Origin of the sequence: Rhodococcus sp. ACS1, from assembly GCF_002300155.1 — a bacterium.
In the GTDB taxonomy this organism is placed as follows: domain Bacteria; phylum Actinomycetota; class Actinomycetes; order Mycobacteriales; family Mycobacteriaceae; genus Rhodococcus_F; species Rhodococcus_F koreensis.
Map to the genome: position 1 here is coordinate 1 of NZ_NSDZ01000013.1, position 25,894 is coordinate 25,894.

The 25,894-nt window shown below is 66.5% G+C and carries 17 protein-coding genes; 13 read left to right on the forward strand and 4 right to left on the reverse strand.

Annotated features, from left to right (window positions below; genetic code table 11):
- Positions 1 to 884: 884 nt before the first annotated feature.
- Positions 885 to 1,454, forward strand: a complete 570-nt coding sequence (locus CJ179_RS46350; RefSeq protein ID WP_257016228.1) for a Clp protease N-terminal domain-containing protein — start codon at positions 885 to 887, stop codon at positions 1,452 to 1,454.
- A complete protein-coding gene (locus CJ179_RS46355) occupies positions 1,451 to 1,807 on the forward strand; it encodes a VOC family protein (RefSeq protein ID WP_218834930.1) in 357 nt (118 codons plus the stop codon). The genes CJ179_RS46350 and CJ179_RS46355 overlap by 4 nt, the downstream gene beginning before the upstream one ends.
- A gap of 156 nt (positions 1,808 to 1,963) precedes the next feature.
- Here the strand turns inward: CJ179_RS46355 and CJ179_RS46360 are convergent, their stop codons facing one another.
- The gene (locus CJ179_RS46360) at positions 1,964 to 2,248 is read right to left on the reverse strand and encodes a hypothetical protein (protein ID WP_143549052.1); all 285 of its coding nucleotides are present in this window, start codon (positions 2,246 to 2,248) and stop codon (positions 1,964 to 1,966) included.
- 227 nt (positions 2,249 to 2,475) lie between these two features.
- Here CJ179_RS46360 and CJ179_RS46365 point away from each other — a divergent pair, with 227 nt between their 5' ends.
- The 4 genes from CJ179_RS46365 (at position 2,476) to CJ179_RS46385 (ending at position 6,643) form a co-directional block, all read left to right on the forward strand.
- Positions 2,476 to 3,219 carry a hemerythrin domain-containing protein gene (locus CJ179_RS46365; RefSeq protein ID WP_095865940.1) on the forward strand — a complete coding sequence of 248 codons (744 nt, stop codon included), beginning with the start codon at positions 2,476 to 2,478 and terminating at the stop codon, positions 3,217 to 3,219.
- 163 nt (positions 3,220 to 3,382) lie between these two features.
- Positions 3,383 to 3,733 carry a hypothetical protein gene (locus tag CJ179_RS46370; protein WP_095865941.1) on the forward strand — a complete coding sequence of 117 codons (351 nt, stop codon included), beginning with the start codon at positions 3,383 to 3,385 and terminating at the stop codon, positions 3,731 to 3,733.
- 1,233 nt (positions 3,734 to 4,966) lie between these two features.
- The gene (locus CJ179_RS52395) at positions 4,967 to 5,188 is read left to right on the forward strand and encodes a hypothetical protein (protein WP_095865943.1); all 222 of its coding nucleotides are present in this window, start codon (positions 4,967 to 4,969) and stop codon (positions 5,186 to 5,188) included.
- Positions 5,189 to 5,272: 84 nt separating this feature from the next.
- Entirely contained in the window at positions 5,273 to 6,643 is a 1,371-nt protein-coding gene (locus CJ179_RS46385; RefSeq protein WP_257016229.1) for an NAD(P)/FAD-dependent oxidoreductase, read from the forward strand.
- A 287-nt stretch (positions 6,644 to 6,930) separates the two neighbouring features.
- Here CJ179_RS46385 and CJ179_RS46390 read toward each other — a convergent pair whose 3' ends face one another.
- Positions 6,931 to 9,591: a LuxR family transcriptional regulator gene (locus tag CJ179_RS46390; RefSeq protein WP_095865945.1), complete on the reverse strand. Its 2,661-nt coding sequence runs from the start codon at positions 9,589 to 9,591 to the stop codon at positions 6,931 to 6,933.
- Between the two features lie 474 nt (positions 9,592 to 10,065).
- Here CJ179_RS46390 and CJ179_RS46395 point away from each other — a divergent pair, with 474 nt between their 5' ends.
- The 6 genes from CJ179_RS46395 (at position 10,066) to CJ179_RS46420 (ending at position 21,476) form a co-directional block, all read left to right on the forward strand.
- Positions 10,066 to 12,672 carry a LuxR family transcriptional regulator gene (locus CJ179_RS46395; RefSeq protein ID WP_095865946.1) on the forward strand — a complete coding sequence of 869 codons (2,607 nt, stop codon included), beginning with the start codon at positions 10,066 to 10,068 and terminating at the stop codon, positions 12,670 to 12,672.
- A 77-nt stretch (positions 12,673 to 12,749) separates the two neighbouring features.
- Entirely contained in the window at positions 12,750 to 15,386 is a 2,637-nt protein-coding gene (locus tag CJ179_RS46400) for a LuxR C-terminal-related transcriptional regulator (RefSeq protein WP_143549053.1), read from the forward strand.
- Positions 15,387 to 15,463: 77 nt separating this feature from the next.
- Positions 15,464 to 18,133: a LuxR C-terminal-related transcriptional regulator gene (locus CJ179_RS46405; RefSeq protein ID WP_095865948.1), complete on the forward strand. Its 2,670-nt coding sequence runs from the start codon at positions 15,464 to 15,466 to the stop codon at positions 18,131 to 18,133.
- A gap of 45 nt (positions 18,134 to 18,178) precedes the next feature.
- Positions 18,179 to 18,397 carry a hypothetical protein gene (locus tag CJ179_RS46410; protein ID WP_095865949.1) on the forward strand — a complete coding sequence of 73 codons (219 nt, stop codon included), beginning with the start codon at positions 18,179 to 18,181 and terminating at the stop codon, positions 18,395 to 18,397.
- The gene (locus CJ179_RS46415) at positions 18,394 to 19,539 is read left to right on the forward strand and encodes an LLM class flavin-dependent oxidoreductase (RefSeq protein ID WP_095865950.1); all 1,146 of its coding nucleotides are present in this window, start codon (positions 18,394 to 18,396) and stop codon (positions 19,537 to 19,539) included. Before CJ179_RS46410 ends, CJ179_RS46415 begins: the two co-directional genes overlap by 4 nt.
- Positions 19,540 to 19,883: 344 nt before the next feature.
- Entirely contained in the window at positions 19,884 to 21,476 is a 1,593-nt protein-coding gene (locus tag CJ179_RS46420) for a GMC family oxidoreductase (protein ID WP_095865951.1), read from the forward strand.
- Positions 21,477 to 21,605: 129 nt separating this feature from the next.
- On the opposite strand, the gene CJ179_RS46425 is transcribed toward CJ179_RS46420, so the two are convergent.
- Together CJ179_RS46425 and CJ179_RS51900 are read right to left on the reverse strand one after the other, a co-directional pair.
- Positions 21,606 to 22,178 (reverse strand): GNAT family N-acetyltransferase, encoded by a 573-nt coding sequence (locus tag CJ179_RS46425; RefSeq protein ID WP_095866134.1) that lies wholly within the window; start codon positions 22,176 to 22,178, stop codon positions 21,606 to 21,608.
- 151 nt (positions 22,179 to 22,329) lie between these two features.
- Positions 22,330 to 22,506, reverse strand: a complete 177-nt coding sequence (locus CJ179_RS51900) for a hypothetical protein (RefSeq protein ID WP_179377908.1) — start codon at positions 22,504 to 22,506, stop codon at positions 22,330 to 22,332.
- 690 nt (positions 22,507 to 23,196) lie between these two features.
- Between CJ179_RS51900 and CJ179_RS46430 the strand changes: the two genes are divergently transcribed.
- The gene (locus CJ179_RS46430; RefSeq protein WP_143549054.1) at positions 23,197 to 25,827 is read left to right on the forward strand and encodes a LuxR C-terminal-related transcriptional regulator; all 2,631 of its coding nucleotides are present in this window, start codon (positions 23,197 to 23,199) and stop codon (positions 25,825 to 25,827) included.
- Positions 25,828 to 25,894 lie beyond the last annotated feature (67 nt).

The following is a 25,894-nucleotide window of genomic DNA, read 5'->3' on the forward strand; positions in this document are numbered from 1 at the left end:
CCGCGGCGCTGCTCCCGGCGCTCCGCGCCGCGAGACGGGGCGAGTCGCTGCGCTCCCCGCCAGGGAGCCGCTGCGCGGCTCGCAGTGGGTCCATTCCCGTTGCCGTCGATCGAGTCGCTTCGCTCCTCTGAGTTTCCGAGATCAGGCTTTCACCTGCGCTTTTCATCGGCAGGTTTGATCCGGTCCCCCACACCCGAACGAGGCTGGGAGACGGGCGGTGCGCCCGTCCACTCGCCTTCCCGCGCCGCTCCATGTCATACACGCAGCATACCACCAGCCATCACGCAACCCAAAACAGTTGAAAATCTTGAAACATCCAATCTTATTGATGTGCAAAAGATTACGAACTTTACAATCTAGTACTTGTGCATAACACACGTAAAACCCTACTAATCAACAGATTAGCTAAACATATTGTTAATCAACATCTTTCAAATCTAGCTCCAAATCGGGCGAAACAGACACCCGCGCGCCCGCCGACACCCCGGCGCCGGCACTCCCCCCGGCACGTCGCCGGCACCCTCCACATCACAAACCGGGGAAATATCATCACACCAGGTCACAGCACCATTACGCCCAAGGCTGCCGAGGTCGCATCGATCCCACCCATAACCACCTACACACCGCCCAGAATGGGCAGCAGAGATTCAGCAGCGGTTCGCGTCGCTCGCGGCGACGCCCGGGGAGGGAGCGCGTCATGGTGTTCGAGAGATTCTCCGATCAAGCCCGACAAGTGGTCACCCCTCGCCGCCCGCACCCACCACCAAAACTGGCGTCGGCACCGAACACCTGCCCGCCTCAGATCTTCGACGCCGGCGGCCCCGGAGCAGCAGCACTGACCTCATGGGGTATCACCGCGCCGGCACTCGACAGCAAGCTCGAAGGTGTCAGCTCACCGGCGGGCTCCGCCCCGGCCGCCGGGCACATCCCGAACACGGGCGAAAACGAAGAAGGTCCTCGAGGGCAGCCTGCGCCAGACCGCCCTGCTCGGGCACGAAGAAATCGGCACCGACCACCTCCTCCCGGCCCTGCTCGACGACCCCGCCTCCACCGGCGCCCGGATCCTCACCGACCTTGCACCCCTGCCCATCAGCGAAATGCGTGAGCACCTCAGACGCGAACTCGCCCACAGGCCCACCCCAGGCCCCGCCCACCGCATCCCCATCCGGCTCAGCGCCGACGAATACACCCGCGCCCACGCCGCCGCCCGCACCGCCGGCCAGAACCTCGAAACCTGGATCCACGACCGCATCACCGACGCCCTCAAACAACCCTGGGGACCGACGGCCGAATGTCGACAGAAACGACACAGCCACCAGACCATCCGCGGTGAACCGATCCGATCACCGGCCCCGAACCCGATGGTCTACCAGCAGTCGAAACGAGAGCCGACGATAGGCTTCACACCCGAGCAAAGGGGAACGCCATGGGCCGCCGAGTGCCGTCGATCATGATGTTCGTCAAACAGCCCTGGGACGTAGCCAACTGGTACTCCCAATGGCTCAATCTTGGTGCCATCGAACAAATTCCCGGAGGAGACAGCGTTCTCCTCTCCGATGGAAGGTTCGAGGCGGTCTTCCACGCCGCCGACGCGGCGAAGAACCCTTGGGGCAGGAGCACAGTTATCTACTGGGCATCCGAGAACATCAGCGCAGACATCGAAACCCTGCACAGAGCGGGTGCCACCCTCCACCGCAGGCCACTGACGATCGCACCCCGACGAACCATCTGTCAGATGCTCGATCCGTGGGGAAACGCCTTCGGCCTGGAAGGCCCCGCCGAACACCAACCACCGAACAAGCCATAAAACTCACGACCGCGAGACCATTCCGTCCAACCACACGATCACCTCGAAAACCCGCAGAGCAGATCTCCTCAGGCCGCCCGGATCTCAACCAGCGGAAATGCAACGTCAGAGACACGGGCATCATCGAACATGCAGCCGCTTCGCGGCTGCCCACACCTACTGCAGCGCGCCATCGACATGGGCGAGCACGGACCGCGCATCGCGGATCTGGGCCGCAACAACCGCCGCCAGCGCATCCGACTCGGTCAGCGAGGCATCTTCGGTCCGCAGACCATGTCTCGCGTCCGGCCAATTCTCGACCTCCGCCCTCACTCTCAGCAGCATTTCTTCCAGGTCCCGCGCGTTCTCACGGTAGATCGTCTGCGGATCGGTTATGCCGACCACCACCTGAAGTGCCGACAGAGGACGCCAGCGGCTCGGGGCAGGGCACAGCGCGCCCATGTCCTCCGGGCAAATTGGAAGTACCGGCCTTCAGTCGAACACATCCTCGTGCTCCAACCCCACGTCACCGCGCGTAACCCGTCACGGGTGGAGTACCTGCGGGACCATCCACCGCTCAGGTGGAGTACTCCACTACTCCTGGCCATGCGCGTGCCGGCGCGCAGGCTTCTTCTTGTACCCAACACGAAGCATCACCCAGTACGGCACCGCAGCCCAGGAGCATCGCCATGACCACCGCCACGGCCCACCCAGTCGACACCCAACTGATCGGCATCATCCACGACGCCCTGCGCCGCGACCTCGGACGCACCTTCGACACCCTCAGCAGCCGGGCCCCGCTCGGCGCCCGCCGCCGCGCCGCACTCACCGACCACCTGACCTGGACCCTGGCCTTCCTCGAACGTCACCACACCATCGAAGAGACGTATCTGTGGCCGCTCGCCCGCCGGCGGGCCCCAACCACCGCGCCGCAACTCCACCAATTGACCACCGGCCATGCCCGCATCCACCGCGCCGCCGAAACTGTCGAGCACGCCGCCCACCTCTACCACGACTCCGATGCCGCCACAGTGCGCGATGACCTCCGCGGCGCACTCGAACGACTCTGCACCATGCTGCTCCCCCACCTCGACCGCGAAGAAATCGACATCACGACCATCCTGGCCGCGACCATCACCGACACCGAATGGAATACCTGGCTCCACCACCACCTACTCCACACCACCCGCCCGGCCGAGCTCGCCAGGGAAACCTATTGGCTCACCGAGACACTCGAACCCGAACGCCGCGCGTTCACCACACGCCTCCTCCACCCACATCATCGATCCGTCACTCACCACGCGTTCACTCTCACCTGCCGCCACCACACACGACAGCTCTGGAAGAAACGCACCACCACCGGTAACCGACAGCATTCGTCACGGATCCACGCCGCACTGCACCAACTCGACACCGCGCTCCCCCCCATCTGAACCACACTCTCCCCCATCTGAACCACCCAGCCACCCCTCCACATCACACCACAGGTGGCGATGCCACACCCAAACAGATTTCACTGCAGCCACTTACGGCCGCACCCCGAAATTTCGAGAGCCCTCAGCACGCCCTCAGCCCAACAACAGAAAGCAACGACCAATGAACAAGACCACACTCCGCACCGCGATCACGACCGCCGCCATCGCAACCACGATCGTCGGGATCGGGGCCGGCACCGCCACCGCCAGACCCACCGCCATCCCGGATCCGATGCCCAGGGTCGGGGTCCTGCTCGGTAGCGATGCACCCGCGAACACCCCGGGCGAGAACTGGACCTGCACCATCCGCCAGGGCGCGACCGTCGGGACCGAGAACGGAACCGGTCTGAAGGTGGATCGCCACGTGGCGATCAACCCGACGGTCGGCGACTGGCAGCCTGGACCAGTCAGTGGTTTCTGTGTCGGCCCTCAAGGACTCCAACCTCTCGCCCCCGGATCTGTTGCCGGGTAATACGAGATCGATCCCAGCGCTGCTCGTCTCAACCCAAACCCTCGGTCGACGGGTAGCGCTGGGACCTCGGGAATCCGTCCGAAGGACTTGGCAGCCCTTGCGAACGCAAGAGAACCATTTCCCTCTCCTATTAGCTGACCGACACCCTCGACCCCCGACGCTGCCAGTACATCAACCGCAGGCTTCGCCCCTGCCGGCGATCCATACGCGCCGTCTCCCACAGGCGCGAGTACCGCCGACCCAACGACTCCGCGCACATCACCGATCAAGGCAGTCCTGCACATCGCCGCACCCGCCAGCCCGCCCGCCGTCGTCTAGACCTCGTCTAGACCGCCCCGACCAACACTTCGCCCGCCGCATAGAGGAGGTGACGCGCACCCATACATACAGGCCACAGGGCCACCACGGGAGCGACCCGACCCGACCGCCTGACTCGAACCGAACAACACGTTCTCACGACAACGACTGCGAGAACGACAACCGCCTGACCCCGCATCGGCCAGGAAGCCACGTCGGTGATCCGGAACACAGAACCCGCGGCACCGACACGATTGAAAGAGAAACCATCATGCATTCCTCAGCAAACAAAGCCAGGACGCAAAGCACTCGCAGGAAGCGCGCCCGGCGATTGGCTCTCGGCGCCACCGCACTCGGAGCCACAGCAACGATCCTGGTACTCGCCGCTCCGTCCGCATCGGCCAACGTCACCAGTGTCAACATCTCGCAGGGCCTCAGTCTCGGCGGCTCAACGGCCTTCGGGACGGGCTGTACTTATCGTGTGACAGCGAACGTCAACGGCCCAGGTGACGTGCGGTTCTATGACAACGGCGTTTTCTTCGCCGGACCGTTGACGCCGACTGGTGGAGCGGCGACCGTGCAATGGACCCCCACCGGGACCGGCAAGCACATCATCCAGGCGCGGCAAGTTGGGCCCCCGAATGAGGAGACCAGGATGGTGGGCAACGGGCTCAATCTCGGTAGCTCCTGCGTCGTTCTACCGTTCTAATCGCTATGGCGACGCGGTGCCGATCGCAAGCACCGCGTCGCCGAGGCCGCCCTCACGCCATCGCATCGGTAGCCGCCGCCGAACACCTAAGGAACACAAACCCGTTCGAGGACGTGACGACCTCGGCGCCACACTCACCGGCGACCCCAGCCGTCACGACCGCAATCACGAACTGAAGTAATCGACTACTCCACCCACTACCACGCCGTGGCCACACCCTGAAAAGCATGACCACACCACCACTTCACCCCCCGCGAGCAAGCGTTGCGGCGGCTCCCCAGCCCTACTCACTGGCCCTGCGGCTCCGCAACGCCGGTGTTCCCGACGACCAAATGTGCAACTACCTCGACATCGAGGCAGAAGCCCTGGCACCGATTCTCGAGCTCGCCGGGGCGAAACTGGCCTCCATAACCGACTCGGAACCGAACACATCGGAAGGGCAGTCGTAGCAGCAGGCCCGCAAGACACACAGAGCCGGTTCCCGTCGGCACACACTGATGACCAGTATTTCAATTCGAAAGCAGATGGTTAATATGAACACAACAACGGCCTCGCACGCGGTTGTGATCGGCGCCGGCATCGGCGGTCTCCTCGCCGCACGGGTGCTCAGCGAGCACTTCGACCGCGTCACCGTCGTCGAACGCGACGGGTTGCCCGACACCCCCATCGCGAGACGCTGCGTGCCGCAAGCCCGTCACGCCCACGCACTGACCGCGCGAGGCAGAGCGGCAATGGAGGAACTGTTCCCCGGATTCACCAATGAAGTCCTCGGCCTCGGTGCTCCGACGGGCGACGGCCAGTCAGACTTCCGGTGGGTCTTCGACGGTCACCGCTGGGCCAAAGGAGTCTCGGGAGTCCACCTGCTGCTCGCCAGCCGCCCCCTGATCGAATGGCACCTCCGCAACCTGGCGTGTGCCCTGCCCAACGTGGAAATCCTTGGCCACTGCGCCGCCATCGGCATCATCACCGATCCCCGACGTCACGTGGTCACCGGACTCGCCCTGAGCGGCAAAGCTCACCGATTCGCCGACGATGCACTCGACGCCGATCTGATCGTGGACGCATCGGGCCGCAGCTCCCAAAGCCAGGGATGGCTCGAACCACTCGGCTACCCCCGGCCGGAGGAAGAACGGCTGTCCATTCACCTTGCGTACGCCACCCGCCGCTACCGGCGCGAACCAACCCAGATCGACGGCGACCTCGGCATCGGTGTCGGCAGCATCCCCGCAGTCCCGCGCGGAGGACTGGCGCTGGCGCAGGAAAACGACACCTGGATCATCACCCTCGCCGGATACGGCGACGACGAACCACCCTTGGATGCAGCGGGATTCGCCGCATTTGCCGCATCCTGTCCCGCACCCGATCTCGGTGAGCTGATCTCGACAGCCGAGCCGATCGACGACGGCGTCCGCTACCGCGTACCCACAACGGTGCGCCGGCACTTCAACCCTGCCCACCTACCCACCGGATACATCCCGTTCGGGGACACCATCTGCTCCTTCAATCCCGTCTACGGACAAGGAATGAGCGTCGCAGCCCTCGAAGCACTCACCCTGCGGCAAATCCTCCAGGCCGGCGGGGGGCGAGTGACCGACCGGTTCCTGCGCACAGCCCGACCAATCCTCGATCAAGCCTGGGAGATGACCTGCAACAGTGACCTCCGCATGCCCTTCATCGAAGGCAACCGAACACGACGAGCACGCGCCACCAATGCCTACGTCGCCCGCGTCCACCGAGCCGCCGCGACCGACCCCCGAGTCGGCACCGCATTCCTGCGCGTCATCAGCCTGCTCGACCGCCCAACCTCGCTCATGAACCCGGCGATCCTCACCCGGGTGCTGTGGGCCAACCGGAAGCAGACGAACACACCGACACCTCGACCGACCAACGTCCGCCTGAACTGACACCGACACCGGGACTTGCCCTGCGGCGCAACATCCTGACGTCGGCTACAACTGTCCGACCCCTATCGACGCCCCAGCGGTCCAGGACCACCCCCACGAAGCACGCCAGGGGCGTTGCGCGGGAAGCGCACTTAGCCAACGCAATCCATCTCCGCACCCAACCAGGAACAGGCGGTCGCGACGCCAACCGGCGAGCCGTACAACAGCTGCGCCACGGCAGTGGGTTGCTGTCTTCGTCGGCCTCAAGACCCGATGACGCCGGTCGGGTCATGACCGTCCCTACCGGCTCAGTCCCCGGGGACCTCGTCACGGACCAGGGCGGCGAACTCCGCGCGGTTCGTGAATCCCAGCTTGGTGCCAGCGCGGTAGATGTGTCCCTCGACGGTGCGGACCGACATCGTCAGGCGGTCGGCGATCTGCTGGTTGGACAGCCCCTGAGCGACGAGGGTGCCGATCTCGCGTTGCCGGGCGGTCAGCGGCAGCGGCCGGGCGGCCAGCGCCAGCGCCGGGGTCCGGGCGTCCTCGGAGTCCTTCGCCAGCCGGTGTGCACGCGCGCCAGCGGTGTTCGCGGACCCGCGCAGGCCATGCCGGGTGTGGGCGACCGTCGCCTGCGCGGCGGCGTCCGCTGCCGCGAGCAGGTCACCCATCCGTTCCAGCCGGTCGGACACCTCGAGCAGGGCGTGGCCGTCGTCGGCGGCGAGCGCGTCCGCCTGCGCGGCGGCGGCGGGGGCTCGTGGCCCGTCCACCACGGCGGCGAGTTCGGTCAGGCGTTGGGCGACGGTGCGGTCACCGAAGCACACCGCGGTGTGCAGCGCGAAGACCTCGTGCGCGAGCTGCCCTGCCGCCCTCGCGATGTCGGCGGCCTCGTGCGCCAGCACGACGGCCTCGCTGACCGCGCCCTGCGCGGCCACCACCCACGCCCGGGCCAGGATGATCTCCGGTTGGACCACGTGAAGGGTATTCGACGCCCGGTATTCGCGGATGACCGCGTCGAGAGCAGACAATTCCCGCTCGGCGGCGACCGCATCACCGGACATGGCCACCGCCTGTGTCAGATACAGCTGAGACAGGACCGCCCAGGTGCGTTGATTGCACGCGCCGAGTCCGGCGAACGCCTCCCGCAGCCAACGTCTTGCGGAGCGCAGCTTTCCGCGCCCGAGCGCTGTGTGACCGACCAGGAACAACGTCACCGGTGGCCCGATCCCCGGTACCTCCCATGTGTCGTTACGCTCCGCACACGCAATGTCTTCAGCCTCGTCGAGGTATCCGCCGAGGCGCAGCGCATTGATCTGGTAGAACTTCACGGGCTGAAGCAGCAGCCGCCCCTCCGCCGTCCGTGTCGCCGCGGCAGCGGCCCGTTCGATGACCGGTCCGATCTCGTCGACACGGCCCACAACCCCGAGTCCCAGCGTCAGACCCCAGGTCGCCAGCACGACCGAATTATCGGACAGCGACGGCGACGCGAGCGCATCCGTTGCGGCCCGAATTGCGTCCGCGGTCCGGCCGAGTTCAGCCGAAATTGGTGCGCGCAACGCGTCCAGCTCCGGACCGGCGCCAATGGTCTTCGCGAGCGCGTCGACCGCGTCCAGCGTGGATTCTGCTTGGTCGGGCCGGCCGAGTTTCCAGAACAGGTTTCCCGCCCGCAACTGTGCGACCTGTACCCGCTGCTCATCGGTGGACGCTCCCAGCGCCAGGGCCGCTGCCTCGCGCTCGCCGTCTTCGCCCTGATCATTCAGGCACAGGGCGTAGACGAGGAGGAAATGGGGTCCGTATCCCCCGCCGGCCCGTACCGCGGCATCGGCGAGCTTTGCGGCCAGGGCGGCGTCGCACAGCTCCAGTGCCCGTTGGGCGGCCGTGGTGAACAATTCCGGATCCACCTGGCCCTCGGCCCCCATCGCGGCATCGGCCTCCAGCGTGAGCACCGCCCGGCGCAGGATATCCGTGCCGCCGTTGTCGCCGGCCTCCCCGAGCGCCTGCGCCAGACGGCGACACACCCGGGCCGCCCGCAGCGGTCCGGTGCGCATGCGCCGCACCTCGCCGTACAGCGGATGCGCGAGCCGGGCCCGCAGCGGTCCGTCGTCACCGTCCACACTCACCAACCCGCGTGCCTCGGCCTGCTCGACCGCGACTGGATCGGTCACCCCCGCGAGCAGGGACACCGGAAGTGGCTCGCCGAAGGCGAGGACGTCCACCACCTCCCGCACCGGCTCCGACAAGTTCCCCATCCGGTCCTCGACCAGCTCGGACAGGCTCTGGGACATCAGCGATGGCCCCTCCCACCGCCATACGCCGCCGACCTGCCGTAGTCGCGTGGACTCGACACCGCTCTCGACCAGTTGCCGCAGGTACAGTGCGCTGCCACGGGCCAGCGCAGACAGGCGGGCCGCGGTGGCGCTGTCCACAGGGCCCCCGAGCACCGCCTCGAGCAACTCCGCCGTCTCGTCCTCCGACAACGGCTGCACCTCGCACCGGTCGAGGTACCCGTCCTTCCACAACCCGGTGACCGCATCCGGTGCTGGCTCTCCGCTCCGCAGTGTCAGGATCACCGTCGCGGCCCGGCGGACCACGATCTGCTGTACCAGCAGCGACGACAGATCATCGAGTAGGTGCGCGTCATCGACCGCGACCACCACTCCAGCGCTGCCCGCCCCGTCCACCAACGCGGACGTGGCCCGCTGCACGACCCGGGACTGGTCCTGGCCCGTCACGTTCAGCACCCCCGTGAACGCGCCCAGCGGCAGTACCCGCGCGGACGCCGTCGCCGGAACCCACCGGGTCGTCGCTCCCCGCCGCGCGGCCACCGCCAGCGCTTCCCGCGCAAGTCGCGTCTTCCCCACCCCCGCAGCTCCCGCGAGCACCACCCCACGCGGCCCCTCTGTCCGGCGCAGGGCACGCTCGATGAACCGCAGTTCCTCTTCCCGCCCAGTCAGCGGCCACGCCGCGCTCATGGCTAAATCCTAGAAGTGCACTGATCACAGTCGCGGCCGATTCGCCGGACACCGGTGAGCGATGATGCGCGGTGACCCGGCAACCGCGCGTCGGCTCACCACCCGGCAGCGGCATTCAACGCAGCAGTGTGCAAGTTTTCGAGTCCCGGCCGGGCGGCACGCGACCGAAATCGGAGGGGAGCAAACCGGAACACCTGGCACCAAACCGATTACCCTTCAACGAATCCGCTCACGGGTCGGGGATACCGCCGATCACGAACCGGTCAATCTGTCTCACGCCGGCGAGCATGGTGAGCTTCCCGCGCAGACAGGTTCGCCTGCTCGTCGACCGACACAGTTCCCGTTCCCAGGGCGCTGTCACAGCCCCGCGCCGAGACCAGGAATGCGGACACCGATGGGACGGTTGTGGCGAGTTCCGATCGTTATCGGACCAGGTGGTCGATTTTCTGCCCGCACCCTGCATACGATCAGGTCATGGCGAGTGTCTGGCCATTGGTCGGGCGTGCGGAGGAACTTCGCCTGATCAACGCCGCGGTGACCGGAGCCGACGATTACGGCGGGGTCGTGATCGCCGGACCGCCCGGTGTGGGCAAGAGCCGACTCGCCCACGAAGCGATCACCCACATCAACCCTGGGCGCTGGGTGTCGCGCTGGGCCCGCGCCACCACATCCGTACGGGCCCTGCCACTCGGGGCGTTCGCCGAATGGGCCGGTGACCTCGCCGAGGGCCCCCTGCTCGTGGTCCGCGGCGTCATCGACCACCTCGTCACCACCCCAGAGGGGGCGAAGGTGGTGGTCGGGGTGGACGACGCGCACCTGCTTGACGACCTGTCGTCGTTCGTCGTCCACCAGCTCGTCCACCGGAAGCTCGCCAAAATTGTGGTGACGATCCGGACCGGCGAACCCACCCCCGATGCGGTCACTGCGCTATGGAAGGACGGACACCTCCAGCGCGTCGAACTCCAACCGCTCTCGGAGAGCGAAACCGTGGACCTCCTCACCACAGTCCTCGGTGGCCGCATCGAACATGCCAGCACACAGAAACTTTGGACCTACACCCGCGGCAACGTCCTCTACTTGCGCCATCTACTCGAGCAGGAACTCGCAAGCAACCGGCTCACCGAACACCAGGGAATCTGGGAATGGACCGGACAGCCGGTCGTCTCACCCGGGCTGGCCGACCTGATCGACACCCAGATCGGCGCCCTGCCCGACATGGTCGGCGCGGTTCTGGACCTTCTCGCAGTCGGTGAACCACTGCCCGAACAGATGCTCGCCGACCTCACCGACCCGGACTCCGTCGAGACCGCACACGCCGCCGGACTGATCACCGTCGCAGATTCCGATCAACACCCGGTTCGACTCGCGCACCCCCTCTACGGGGAGGCGCGCCGCGCGAAGGCCACACCCTTGCGCCTTCGGCGGCTACGCTCCCGACTCGCGACAACCCTCGCCTCCCGGCCGGACGCGGGACCCCGTGACCTAGTCCGCCGCGCCGTCCTCACCCTCGAATCCGACCTCAGGAACGACCCCGCCCTGTTCACGGCGGCCGCCACCGCTTCGCTATCTCTATTCGACGCCGGTCTCGCCGAGAAACTCGCCGCCGCCGCGATCACGAGCGGCGCCGGCTATGACGCCCAGCTCACCCACTCCACGGCACTGGCATTAGCCAGCCGCGGCAGAGAAGCCGACGATGTTGCCGCCCAGATACTTACGATGGACCTGACCCACGAGCAGATCGCGGAAGTGGCATGTCACCGCCTCGGTCACCTCCTGTGGATCCTCGGTCGTCCCGAGCTGGCCGACTCGATTCTGCTCGACGCGAGGAAGTCCACCCCCTCGCCGGTGCACGCATCCCTGACCGCCGGTCATGCCATCATCCGCGCGTACGAAGGACGGCCGATCGAGGCAACGGAGGCGGCCCGTTCTGCCCTGCAGTCCGCACATCTCGCCGACACCGGTGCGGTCTGGGCGCTCGGGGCATTGCTGCTCGCGCTGGGAGACCTGGGGAAGGCCGACCAGATCCCGCCCATCGCGAACCGTGCGTACGACCTGCTCGACCACTCCGCACGGGTGTCCGCCCTACGGCTCATCTTCAGCGAGTTCCACACCGGCGCCTTACGGCTGGCCGGGAACGTGCACGAAGCCGATACGACAACCGCCCGCGTGTGCAGAGAGGCCGCCGACATCCCCGGGTGGGTGCAGCCGATGTCCTGCATGCTTATGGGTCGGGCAGCACTCGCCGCCGGCCGTCTGACCGAAACACGGAACTGGCTCGAACCGCGCTTCGGGTCCTTCCCGCGACTCACCGGATACATTCCGAGGGTCTGGTGCTGTGCGCTCGCCCAGGCGCAGGCTGTCTCGGGAGACCATGCCGCAGCCGCGGAAACCCTCCGCACCCTCGATGCGTTGCACGGCTCCGCGGTGCCGTTTCTCGAGCCGGAACACCTCATCACCCGGGCGTGGGTAGCCGCCGCCAGCGGTGCCGTCACACGGGCGATCGAACTCGCCAACCAGGGCGCCAAGCAGGCCGGCGCTCATCACCAGTACACCCAGGAAGTTGTCTGCCTACACACCGCCACACGCTTCGGGGATTCCACCACCGCAGACCGCCTCCAAGAGCTTGCCGGGCAGGTCGACGGGCCCCGCGCCCCCGCAGCCGCCCAACACGCCACCGCCCTGGCCGCCGGCGACGCCGTCGGCCTCCTCGACGCCTCCCACCAGTTCGAGGACATGGGCGACCTGCTGGCCGCCATAGACGCCGCCGCACACGCCGCCACCACCCACCGCCACCACGGCCGCAACGGATCCGCCCTCACCGCCGCCGCCCGCGCACAGCGATTGGCCGACACCTGCGGCGGCGCCGATACACCTGCCCTCCGCGAAGCCCGACAGCCGTCGCCGCTGACCGCGCGGCAACGCGAGGTCATCACCCTCGTCGCCCAAGGACTGTCGAACAAGCAGATCGCCGAGAAACTGACCCTGTCCGTCCGCACCGTCGAAGGACACCTCCACCGCGCCTCCGTCAAAACCGGTGTCTCCGGCCGCAACGACCTCGGCGCCACAGTCACCGGGCGATGAATCAATATGACTGCGGGTCAACGCGCATCACACCCCATCGAGCCTATTTCTGTATCTCAATCCGGAGGCTGGGCGCGATGAAACCGATTGCAAATATCTGGCCATTGGTCGGGAGGGAAGAGGAACTCAGCCTGGTCAATGCCGCCGTGACCGGAGCCGACGGTTACCGCGGAATCGTGATCGCCGGCGCCGCCGGTGTGGGCAAGAGCCGCCTCGCCCGAAAAGCAATCGCACAAGTCCATCCCGGGCGATGGGTGTCGCGATGGGCGCGAGCCACCACCTCCGCCCGGGCACTCCCGCTCGGAGCATTCACCGAATGGACCGACGGCGGCACTGCGGACACAATGTGCGTTGTCCGAGGCGTCATCGATCACCTCTCCACCTCCCCCTCAGGAACGAAGACGGTGATCGGTGTCGATGACGCACACCTGCTCGACGACCTGTCAGCGTTCGTGGTGCTCCAACTCGTCCAGCGGCGGCTGGCCCCCGTCGTGGTGACAATCCGCACCGGCGAACCGGTCCCCGACGCGGTCAGCGCGCTCTGGAAGGACGGTCACCTCCAGCGCATCGAACTCCAACCACTCTCCGAGGAAGAAACCGGCGAACTCGTCACCGCGGTCCTCGGCGGCCCGCTCGACCCAATGTCCACCCGTCGATTGTGGAACGTCACCCGCGGCAACGCCCTGTACCTGCGCCATCTGGTCGAACAGGAACTCGCCAGCGGACGACTCGCCCCGAGCCCTCAAGCGCCCGGACTCAGCGCCGGCGTATGGGTGTGGGATGGTCCCCCCACCGTCTCACCGGGACTAGCAGACCTCATCGGCGCACAACTCGACACCCTTCCACCCGCGGTCGGCGCCGTACTCGACGTCCTCGCCGTCGGCGAACCCCTCCCCGAACAGACGGTGGCAGACCTCACCGGTCCCCTGGCCGTTGAGCAGGCACATGCAATCGGGCTGATCACCGTCGACCGGGGCGGCCGCCACCCGGTGAGGTTGGCGCATCCGCTCTACGGCGAAGCCCGCCGCGCCCTGGCCACACCGCTACGACTGCGACGGCTACAAGCTGACATAGCCGAAGCCCTTGGCGCAATGAAAGATTCCGACGTCCGCGACCTCATTCGCCGTGCCGTCCTGATCCTCGAATCCGGCCTTACCGCCGACCCCGTCCTCCTCACGGAGGCCGCGACTGCATCTCTATCGTTGTTCGACCCCGAACTCGCGGTGCGACTGTGCAAGGCTGCGATCTCGGACAGCGCCGGCTACGACGCCCACGTCACTCTGACGGTAGCGCTGACCGTGCTCAGCCGCGGCGAGGAATGCGAACAGGTCCTCACGCAGCTGCTCGAACAGCCCCTCACCGACGAGCAGCTCGTGGACGTTGCATACCTTCGGCTCGCGAATCTGCTCTGGATACTCAATCGTCCGGAAGAGGCCGAATCCGCGCTCCTGGATGCGCGCGAAGTGACGGCACCGCGAGTGCACGGTGCACTGACCGCCGGTCACGCCATCATTCACGCGTACAAGGGACGCCCGCTCGACGCGGTCGAAGCCGCACAGTCCACGCTGCGGGTGCCGGACCAGCCGGACCTGTCTCGAATGTGGGCGCTGGGCTCCCTCCTGATCGCCTTGGGGGAATTGGGAAGGGCATCAGAAATTGCGCCCGTCGCCGCGCGCGCATACGACCTCATGACCGGCTCTGCGCGGGTTTCGATAGTTCGTCTTCCGTTCAGCGAGTTCCACACCAGAAGCTTGAGGTTGGCCGGATATGTCCACGAAGCCACCGCGGTCACCACACGGATCTTCGAAGAGACCGCCGATGTCCCCGGCTGGGCGCAAGGATTTCCCTCTGTACTGATGGGGCAAGCCGAACTCGCGGCAGGCCAGCTGGGTGCGGCACGGAAACGATTGGAACAACGCTTCACCTCTGTCGGAATCCCCGTCGGTTACATCCCCACGATTTGGTACTGCGCACTCGCCCAGGCCCAAGCAATGTCCGGCGATGGCGCGAGCGCAGCGGAAACCCTGCGTGCACTCGATACCTGGTCCCGAACCACCGTCCCGTACTTGAAGCCGGAGTATCTCCTCACCGAGGCCTGGGTCTGCGCCGCGGCCGGCTCCACCAGTCAAGCCATCGCACTCGCACACCAAGGCGCCGCGCACGCTGCCGCGCACGGACAGCATGCACGCGAGGTGATGTGCTTGCAGACCGCGACACGCTTCGGAGACCCCACCTCCGCCGATCGACTCCACGAACTCGCCGGGCAGGTCGACGGGCCCCGCGCCCCCGCAGCCGCCCTGCACGCGACCGCGCTCGCCGCCGACGACCCCGCAGGACTCCTCAACGCCTCCCACCAGTTCGAGGAGATGGGGGATCCGCTATCCGCGGTCGACGCCGCCGCACACGCCGCCACCGCATACCGGCATCAAGGCCGCAACGGATCCGCCCTCGCGGCCACCGCCCGCGCGCAGCGCCTCGCCGGCACCTGCGGTGGCGCCTCCACCCCCGCCCTCCGCGAAGCGCAGCAGCCGTCCCCGCTGACCGCCCGGCAACGGGAGATCATCACCCTCGCCGCCCAGGGCCTCACCAACAAAGAAATCGCAGACCGACTGACCCTGTCTGTCCGCACCGTCGAAGGACACCTGTACCGCGCCTCCCTGAAAACCGGCGCCTCCGGCCGCGATGATCTCGGCGGCACCCTCACGGGAGACTGAACCAACATGGTTGCAAGTGAACGGGTCTCACCCTCGATCGCCTTCCGTTCTGTAATACGGGTAGGAGGCTGAACAGGATGGAGCCGAACGCGAGCATGTGGCCGTTGGTCGGGCGCGACGAGGAACTACGCCTGATCAACTCTGCTCTGATCGGAGCCGACGGCTACGGCGGGGTCGTGATCGCCGGCCCCGCCGGGGTGGGCAAGACCCGCCTCGCCCGCGAAGCGCTCGCTGACATTCGTCCCGGTCGTTGGGTGTCGCGATGGGCACGAGCAACCGCATCCGCCCGCACCCTTCCGCTCGGAGCGTTCGCCGAATGGGCCGGCGACATCAGCGCGGACACGATGTTCGTCGTCCACAGCGTCATCGACCACCTCTCCACTGCCCCCACAGGCTCCAAGGTTGTCATCGGTGTCGACGACGCACACCTGCTCGACGACCTATCGGCGTTCGTGGTGCTCCAACTCGTCCAGCGGCGGCTCGCCAAGGTGGTCGTGACAATCAGGACCGGCGAACACACCCCGGATGCGGTCACCGCACTCTGGAAAGACGGTCACCTCGAGCGCGTCGAACTGCAACCACTCTCCGAAGAGGAAACCGGGGACCTCGTCGCCGCGGTCCTCGGTGGCCCGCTCGACCCCGCCGCGGCCCGCCGCTTGTGGAGTGTGACCCGCGGCAACGCCCTGTACCTGCGTCATCTCGTCGAACAAGAAATCGCCAGTGGACGACTCGCCCCGAACCCGGAAGCACCAGGGCTCAGCGCCGGAGTGTGGGTGTGGGAAGGTCCACCGGTCGTCTCACCGAGGCTGGCGGACCTCATCGCCACCCAAATCGACGCACTTCCACCAGAGGTCGGGTCCGTGCTCGATTTCCTTGCCGTCGGCGAACCACTCCCTGAACAGATGCTGGTCGACCTCACCAACCCCGAGGCCGTTGAACATGCACATTCAATCGGGCTGATCACCGTCGACCAATACGGCCGCCACCCGGTGCGATTGGCGCACCCACTCTACGGCGAAGCCCGCCGCGCCCAGGCCACACCCCTACGTCTGAGACGGCTGCAGGCCGACATCGCCGAAGCCATTGGCACCATGCATGATTCCGATGTCCGGGTCCTCGTACGCCGCGCCGTCCTGATCCTCGAATCGGGCATGATCGCCGATCACGCCCTCTTCACGCAGGCCGCAACTACATCATTGTCACTGTTCGACGCCGAACTCGCGGTACGACTGTGCAATGCCGCGATCTCGAACGGCGCCGGCTACGCTGCCCGCATCACCCTGTCATTGGCGCTGACCGAACTCAGCCGCGGCGAGGAATCCGAACAAGTCCTCGCACGACTCCTCGCGGAGCCCCTCGCCGACGAGCAGGTCGTGGACGTGGCGTGCCGTCGACTCGGAAATCTGCTGTGGGCACTCGATCGTCCAGATGAAGCGGAGTCCGTGCTCCTCGAAGCGGGGCAAACGACCGCACCGCGGGTGCACGGTGCATTGGCAGCCGGTCACGCCATCGTTCACGCGTACAACGGGCGACCACTCGACGCGCTCGAAGCCGCACAGTCCGCGCTAGATGCACCGGACCTACCGGAGGTATCCGGGATGTGGGCGCTCGGCTCCCTCCTGATCGCTTTGGGGGATACCGGCAAGATTTCGACGATGGCACCCGTTGCCGCCCGCACGTACGACCTTCTGGCTCGCTCCCCGCGGCTATCGACTCTTCGGCTTCACTTCAGCGAGTTGCACACGCGAAGCTTGAGGCTGGCCGGATATGTCCACGAAGCCACCGACATCACCACGCGGATCTGCGATGAGGTCGCCGATGTACCTGGCTGGGCGCAAGGGTTTTCCGCTCTGATTATGGGACAAGCCGAACTCGCGGCGGGGCACCTGAGCGCCGCACGGAGGCGGCTGGAGCAACGCTTCACCTCGGTCGGTATCCCCATTGGCTACATACCCACGATTTGGTACTGCGCGCTCGCCCAGACGCAAGCGATCTCCGGAGACGGCATGAGCGCGGCGGAAACCCTGCGCGCACTCGATTCGTGGTCCAGTACCGAAGTCCCGTATCTGAAACCGGACTATTTCCTTACCCGGGCCTGGGTCTCCGCCGCCACCGGCTCCACCACCCAAGCCATCGCACTCGCACACCAAGGCGCCGCGCACGCTGCCGCGCACGGACAGCATGCACACGAGGTGATGTGCTTGCACACCGCGACACGGTTCGGAGACCTCACCTCCGCCGAGCGGCTCCACGTCCTGGCCGGGCAGGTCGATGGGCCCCGCGCGCCCGCGGCGGCCGGCCACGCGGACGCACTTGCCGCCGGCGACGCCGTCGGCCTCCTCGATGCCTCCAAGCGATTCGAAGAGATGGGTGACCTACTGTCTGCGGGGGACGCCGCCGCACATGCCGCCACCGCATACCGACATCAAGGCCGCAACGGATCCGCCCTCGCTGCCGCCACCCGCGCGCAGCGCCTCGCCGGCACCTGCGGTGGCGCCTCCACCCCCGCCCTCCGCGAAGCGCAGCAGCCGTCGCCATTGACAGCGCGGCAACGGGAGATCATCACCCTCGCCGCCCAGGGCCTCACCAACAAAGAAATCGCCGACAAACTGACCCTGTCCGTCCGGACCATCGAAGGGCACCTCTACCGGGCGTCCCTCAAGACCGGTGCCGCGGGCCGCGACCACCTCGGCGCCACACTCACCGGCGAGCCAACCCACCATGAGCGACCACACCAACTGGAGTAGTCGACTACCCCACCCCACCGCACACGGCGCACGCACCCTGAAACCATGACCACACCACTCACACCCCGCGAGCAAGCGTTGCGGCGACTCCCCCAGCCCTACTCGCTCGCCCTGCGGCTGCGCGACGCCGGCGTCCCGGACGACCAGATGTGCAACTACCTCGACATCGACACACACGCACTGCCACTGCTACTCGAACTCGCCGACGCGAAACTCACCGCCGCACTCCACACCACGCCCGTTCAATCGGAGGGACAGCCATGAACGGCTTCAAAACCGGTCTGATGGAACCCGCAGTTCACCCCCTCGTCACCCCGGACCTGCTGCTGCGCAGCACCCGGGCCCTCGCGGTCGCCAGCCGGGCCGATTCGATGTGGCTGCCCGACCACCTCAACAGCCTGGTGCCGCCGTCGATCTGGAAACCGGCCTACACCGGCGGAGCTCGGCTGACCCCACGGGCGGACGCGTACTACGAACCCTGGACCGCGCTCGGCTACGTCGCCGCACACAACCGGCTCGCCCGCCTCCGCCTCGGTATCGGCGTCACCGACGCCGGCCGGCGCAACCCCGCCGTGACCGCCCAAGCCGCCGCCACCCTCCACCTCCTCAGCCGCGGCCGCGCCATCCTCGGCATCGGCCCCGGCGAGCGGGAAGGCAACGAACCCTACGGGGTCGACTGGTCACGGCCGGTCGCCCGGTTCGAGGAGGCCATCGCCACCATCCGCGCTTTGTGGGACTCCGGCGGCACACCGGTCACCCGGGACTCGCAGTTCTTCCCGCTGCGCGACGCGGTATTCGACATTCCACCCCACCAAGGGAAGTGGCCACCGATCTGGGTCGGAGCCCACGGTCCGCGGATGCTGCGGATCACCGGCAAGTACGCCGACGCGTGGTTCCCCGGCTTCGGTCAACAGCCGAAGCAGTACCGAGAACGACTGACAACGATCAGGGCGGCGGCCGACGACGCCGGACGTGACCCGGAAGCCATCACACCGGCGGCGCTCTTCTTCGTCCTCACCGCCCGCAGCAGCGCCCAGGTCGACGAGATGATCGGGTCGGTCGCCGTACGGGCCGCCGCGCTGGGGGTACCTGCCGAGGTCTGGGCGCGGCACGGGGTCGAGCACCCCCTGGGTCCGGACTTCTCCGGCGCCCAAGACCTGGTGCCACAGACCATCGACGAGGCGACCGCCCTCGCCTACGCCGAACGTGTACCACCGTCCCTGGTCCGCGAGGCCTGCCTGACCGGCACCCCGTCCGAGATTCTCGACCAAATGGCCGAATGGCGTGACCACGGCGTCCGCTACGCCGTGCTGGCGAACCTGAGCGGCTTCCACCCGAAATTCGGTGTGGGGCTGTCCTCGTCACTGCCACTCGTCCAGGTCCTGCGCGGGATGCGGCGACTCTGACCACACAACGGCCTCCCATGCCGGCGCTGAAATTGAAGCCCCGACCCGCAAGGGGTTGCCACACCGCAAGGGGGGGCCGCGGGCCACACGACCGGCAGACACCAGCAAGGACACCCCAGCCTGTACTACCGGTGCGGTCCGCCAACCTTCGTCCATCCCCGCGAAGACACCGAGCACTGCAGCGCGGAGATCGCCGGCAGCCTCGACTGCATCACAGATACCTCGACATACAGGCACCAACACCGGAGACGCCGATCCAGCTCACCGTAGCGAAACTCACCGCAACCGCCCCAGAACCCAAAGCATCGGGGCCAAGCGGCCACCCACGACACGGAGATGAAGAAATGACCCAGCAACCGTCCGCAGCCGACTACGTGATCGTGGGAACCGGCTCAGCAGGGGCCGTGCTCGCCCACCGGCTCAGCACCGACCCGCGGAACCAGGTGGTGGCCCTCGAGGCCGGACCGGAGGACAAGAACAAGTTCGCCCACATCCCCGCCGCATTCGCGAAACTGTTCCGGAGCGAGGTCGACTGGGACTACCTGACCGAGCCGCAACCCGAGCTCGGCGGCCGGCAGATCTACTGGCCGCGCGGCAAGATGCTCGGCGGGTCGTCATCGATGAACGCGATGATGTGGGTACGTGGTTTCGCCGCAGACTACGACGAATGGGCCGACCTCACCGACGACACGTCATGGTCATTCACCGAGGTAGTCAAATACTTCCGCCGCATCGAGAACGTGCAGGACGGCGCCCACCCCGACACCGGAAACGCCGGACCGGTCATCGTCTCCCACCAGCGCAGCCCACGGCCGCTCACCACCGCATTCCTCGACGCGGTCACCGAAACCGGCTTCGACCTGGAACGCGCCAACACCGCTCGGCCCGAGGGCTTTACCCGGTCGATGGTCACCCAGAAGCGTGGCGCCCGGTGGAGCACCGCCGACGCCTACCTCCGGCCGGCGCTGAGGCGGGCGAACCTGACCGTTCTCACCGAGGCATACGCGACCCGGATCGTATTCGACGGAACCGCCGCGGTCGGCGTCGACTACGTCAAGGACGGGATCCGGCGCACCATCCGCGCCCGCAAGGAGGTGATCCTCGCCAGTGGGGCCGTCAACACACCCCAACTGCTGATGCTTTCCGGTGTCGGCGACGAACAACACCTGCGCCGGCACGGCATCGCGGTGCACCATCATCTCCCCGAAGTCGGACGCGGTTTGACCGATCACTTCGTGTCCGCGTTCGGATACAGCGTCGACAGCGGTTCACTGTTCACCGCCGACAAGATCCCCGAGCTCGTGAACTACCTGCTGAGGCGGAAGGGCATGCTGACCTCGAATGTCGAGGAAGCGTACGGATTCGCCCGCAGTCGCCCCGACCTGCCGCTGCCCGACCTCGAGATACTCTTCGCGCCCGCACCGTTCTTCGAGGAAGGGCTCGTCGCACCGACAGCGCACGCCGTCGTCATCGGCGCCGTACTCCTCAAACCCGTCAGCCGCGGCCAGATCACGCTCCGATCCGCCGACCCCGCCGCGAAGCCGATCATCGACCCCCGTTACCTCAGCGACAGCGACGGAATCGACCGGAGCGCGATGCTCGAAGGCCTACGGATCTGCGCCGCGCTCGCCTCCGCGCCCTCGCTGAAATCCCAGCTCGGCCCGATCGTCCGGCCGGTCGTGCCATCCGGAACACCCGACGAGGAAATGCTGACCCGTGCGCTCGAGGAACTCGGCCAGACCATCTACCACCCCGTCGGCACCTGCCGTATGGGCAGAGACGCTGCCAGCGTCGTCACACCCGACCTCGAGGTCCGAGGCCTCCACAGACTCCGCATCGCCGACGCATCCGTCATGCCCGCCATCATCCGCGGCCACACCCACGCACCCACCGTCCTGATCGGCGAAAAAGCCGCCGACCTCATCCGCAACACCTAAATACCATCCCCGAGCGATCCTGATCAGGTCGAAAGAACCAGCATCGCTCCGCACACGATCAGGTCCGCGGCTTCCATCGCCTTCTCGGACGTGGTGGCAACCACGCCCGGTGGCTGGGCTGCCGCCCACCTACAGCCGAATCTCCATGAACACCGCCGCCGACTCGAGCCCAGCACTCCCCGCTTCCGACCCGGCGAACGGCGGCATCTCCACGAATCCTTCGGATCGATACAACGCATGCGCCGCCGTCATGAATCGCAGCGATTCGAGACGAACCGTGACAAACCCCTCGGCGCGTGCAGCATCAAGCAGCTCCCTCAGCAGCGCCCGCGCCACACCCCTGCCGCGCACAACCGGGCGAACGTAGACCCGTTTGAGCTCAGCGGTGACATCATCGACGGGCTTGAGCATCGCGACCCCGACAAATCCCTCTGGGTTTCGCGCCACCAGCAACCGGCCCCGGGGCCCGGTGATCGTCGGTAGCTCCGCCATGAACGCCCGGTGCATCCGATCCGCGGAATCCGTCCTCACCGGGCGACCGAGCATCCCGGCCAATTCCTCACCCGCCCAGGACCAGTACTCCTGAACCAACGGCTCCACCGCAGCAGCAGCAGCGCCGAGATCCGACGCGTCCTCGACCCACCACCGGTCACGATCGCCCACGCCGCGCTCAGGACACTCGTCCGGCGAAGCCTCAGTCATCGCGGCCACCTTTCACACCACTGACCCGAGCACGGATGACACACCACCATTCCACCACCACGTCGTCCCTGAGAAGTGACCTCAGCGGTTAGGTCACCGGTGAGCATTGCGGAGCCAGGCATCGACGTCATCGGTGACGACGTTGATGAAGTCAAGCCATGCCGCGCCGCCTGTTGGTGCGTTTACTGCCCAGGTCGGCGGCATACGAATTGGCGTCGACATTGTCGTGGAGCTCAGAGAATGCACTGACGGTGTCCGGCAGGATGCCGGTCTCGATGTCTGCGGCGATCTCTTCATCTTCGCCCCGATCTGCAGGTTCGTGGACCACATTCGACCTCTCTTCGGTCCGGAATGCATTCCGTGCATATACCTTCCCAGCCACTACCGCCGCTGAATTCCGCCGGGCGCCCGCGGCCGCGCATATGGTGTGGCCCTCGGTACACGGTTCGACATGGGAGGTACCGCAAAGGAGCAGTCTGGCTTGGTTTCCCGCGAACGGGTCGGCGTTCCAGCGATAGCTGCGAGTAGCTCGGCGCAGCAAGACCGGCCACACGCTGCAGGCGAACGCGCTCGTCAGCATTCCGCTGCCCTACCTCGACCGCGAAAGCGCTTGAGCTCGCGAAAGTCATGAAGGCACCAAACACACTCGACAGCCGGAAGCACTGGCCGAATTATTAATTCGTTGATCTCATCGCCACTTCCCGCACCGACGACTGTGGCACAGCAACGCGCAAAATTGATCCAGATTTCAGCTGCAACTATCCTGCAGGCCGCAAGCAGCCATCAAATGACGACCCCGAAACGCCGTCACTTCATCTCTGCCTGTCTGTCTGACCGGCGTCTCGCAGCCTACTGAAGGCGGCCACCGCATGACTCGTCGAGAGACCGACCAAAGCCATTCGCAGCGCGCGCCGAAACCCGGCAAACGAATCGGTCATCCCAGAGCCGTTCGCCCGCCCCGTACACCAAATCGAACCCGATGGTCGCTTTTGGCGCCAGACCTGCATACGATCAGCTCATGGCCAGAGTCTGGCCGTTGGTCGGGCGTGCGGAGGAATTACGCCTAGCCAACGCCGCCGTGACCGGAGCCGACGGTTACCGCGGAATCGTGATCGCCGGCGCCGCAGGTGTGGGCAAGAGCCGTCTGGCCCGAAAAGCAATCGCACAAATCCATCCCGGGCGATGGGAATCCCGATGGGCCCGAGCCACTGCCTCCTCCCGGGCACTCCCATTCGGGGCATTTGCCGAATGGACCGACATCGGCGCTGCGGACACTCTCTCTACTGTCCATGGCGTCATCGATCACCTCTCCAGCTCTCCTGCTGGGGCGAAGCCTGTGATCGGTGTCGATGACGCTCACCTGCTCGACGACTTGTCGGCGTTCGTGGTGCTTCAACTCGTTCAGAGGCGACTGGCCCCCGTCGTGGTCACCGTTCGTACCGGCGAACCTGTCCCCGATGCACTCAGTTCTTTGTGGAAGGACGGTCACCTCCAGCGGATCGAACTCCAACCGCTCTCCGAGGAGGAAACCCGTGACCTTGTCACTGCGGTCGTCGGTGGCCCGCTCGACGGCGTCGCAGCCCGCCGGTTGTGGACCATCACTCGCGGCAACCCCCTGTACGTCCGCCACCTCGTCGAACAGGAACTTATTACTGGACGACTCGCCCCGAGAGCGCAGGAACCAGGACTCAATGCCGGAGTCTGGGGATGGGATGGTCCCCCCACCGTCTCTCCGGGACTAGCCGACCTCATCGGGACCCAACTCGACGCCCTTCCACCCGCAGTCTCCACCGTCCTCGACGTGCTTGCAGTCAGCGAGCCGCTGCCTGAACAGATGCTAGCCGACCTCACCAATCCCGACGCCGTCGAAGATGCACACGCAGTCGGGCTGATCACCGTCGACCGTGGCGACCGCCACCTCGTGCGGCTATCGCACCCGCTCTACGGCGAAGCCCGCCGCGCCCGGGCCACACCTCTACGAGTGCAGCGGCTACAGGCCGATGTCGCCGAAGCCCTTGGCGCCATACAAGATTCCGATGCACGTGCGCTCGTGCGCCGCGCCGTCCTGACACTCGACGCGGCGCTCGCCACCGATCCCGACTTCCTCACAGACGCCGCGTTGGCGTCACTGTCGTTGTTCGATGCGGACCTCGCAGTACGCCTGTGCAAGGCCGCGATCGAAAACGGTGCCGGCTACGACACGCACCTCACCCTGTCCGTCGCCCTGACCATCCTTTCCCGCGGCGAAGAATCCGAGCAGGTCCTCACCAAGATCCTCGCCTGGCCGCTGCCCGACGAGGACCGCGTCGAGGCAGCATTCCTTCGGTCCTCGAATCTGTTGTGGATTCTCGGTCGTCCCGAGCAAGCCGAATCCGTGCTCCTCGAAACACGAGAAACGACAACGACACCCCTAGCGCACGGCGAGTTGTTTGCGGGTCTGGCGATCGTCCACGCGTACAACGCGCGCCCACTCGATGCGGTCGAGTCCGCTGAGTGCGCGCTGCGAACGCCGGACCTGCCGGCGCTGGCCCGGATGTGGGCGCTGGGCGCCCTCCTGATAGCCCTGGGAGATATGGGAAGGGCATCAGAGCTCGCGCCCGACGCTGACCGCAATTACAACTTCATGACCGGCTCCCCGCTAGTGTCACCCGTTCGTCTCCCCTACAGCGAGTTCCACACCCGAGGGTTGCGGCTCGCCGGCTACTTCCACGAAGCCACCGCCGTCACCACGCGCATCTGCGACGAATGCGCCGACATACCCGGCGTTGCGCAGCGCTTCTCCGCGCTGCTAATGGGGCAGGACGAACTCGCGTCGGGGCACCTGGGAGCGGCGCGAAGACAACTGGAACAACGCTTTACCTCTGCTGGAATCGTCCACGGCTACATACCTACAGCGTGGTACTGCGCGCTCGCCCAAACGCAAGCGATGTGTGGAGACGCCGCAAGCGCAACGGAAACTCTTCGCGCCCTCGACGCCTGGTGCCCCACACCCGTCCCGTACCTGAAGCCAGACTATCTCCTCACCAGAGCCTGGGTTTCCGCGGCAACCGGTGCCGTCACCGACGCCATCGAACTCGCGCACCGCGGCGCCCACTATGCCGCCGAACATCACCAATACGCCCATGAGGTTATGTGTCTGCACACCGCCACCCGCCTCGGCGACACCACCGCCGCTAACCGACTCCAGCAGCTCGCCGAACAGGTCGACGGGCCCCGCGCCCCCGCCGCCGCCCAATATGCCACCGCCCTTGGCTCCGGCGACGCGGACGGCCTCCTCGACGCTTCCCGCCAATTCGAGGACATGGGCGACCCGCTGTCCGCCATGGACGCCGCCGCCCATGCCGCCACCACCCACCGCCGCCACGGCCGCAACGGATCGGCCCTCACCGCCGCCGCCCGCGCCCAGCGACTGGCGGATGCCTGCGACGGTGCCCGGACCCCCGCACTGACCGACGCCCTCCAACCGTCACCGCTGACCGCCCGACAACGCGAAATCATCACCCTCGCCGCCCAAGGACTAACCAACAATCAGATCGCCGACAGAGTTAACCTGTCCGTCCGCACCGTCGAAGGACACCTCTACCGCGCCTCCCTCAAAACCGGACTCACCGGCCGGGACGACCTCGGCGGCACTGTCACCGGAGACTGAATCGCGATGACCGCACAAACATGTTCGCCAAGTCCGACCGGGCATTTCTCCATTTCGCTGGGTAAAG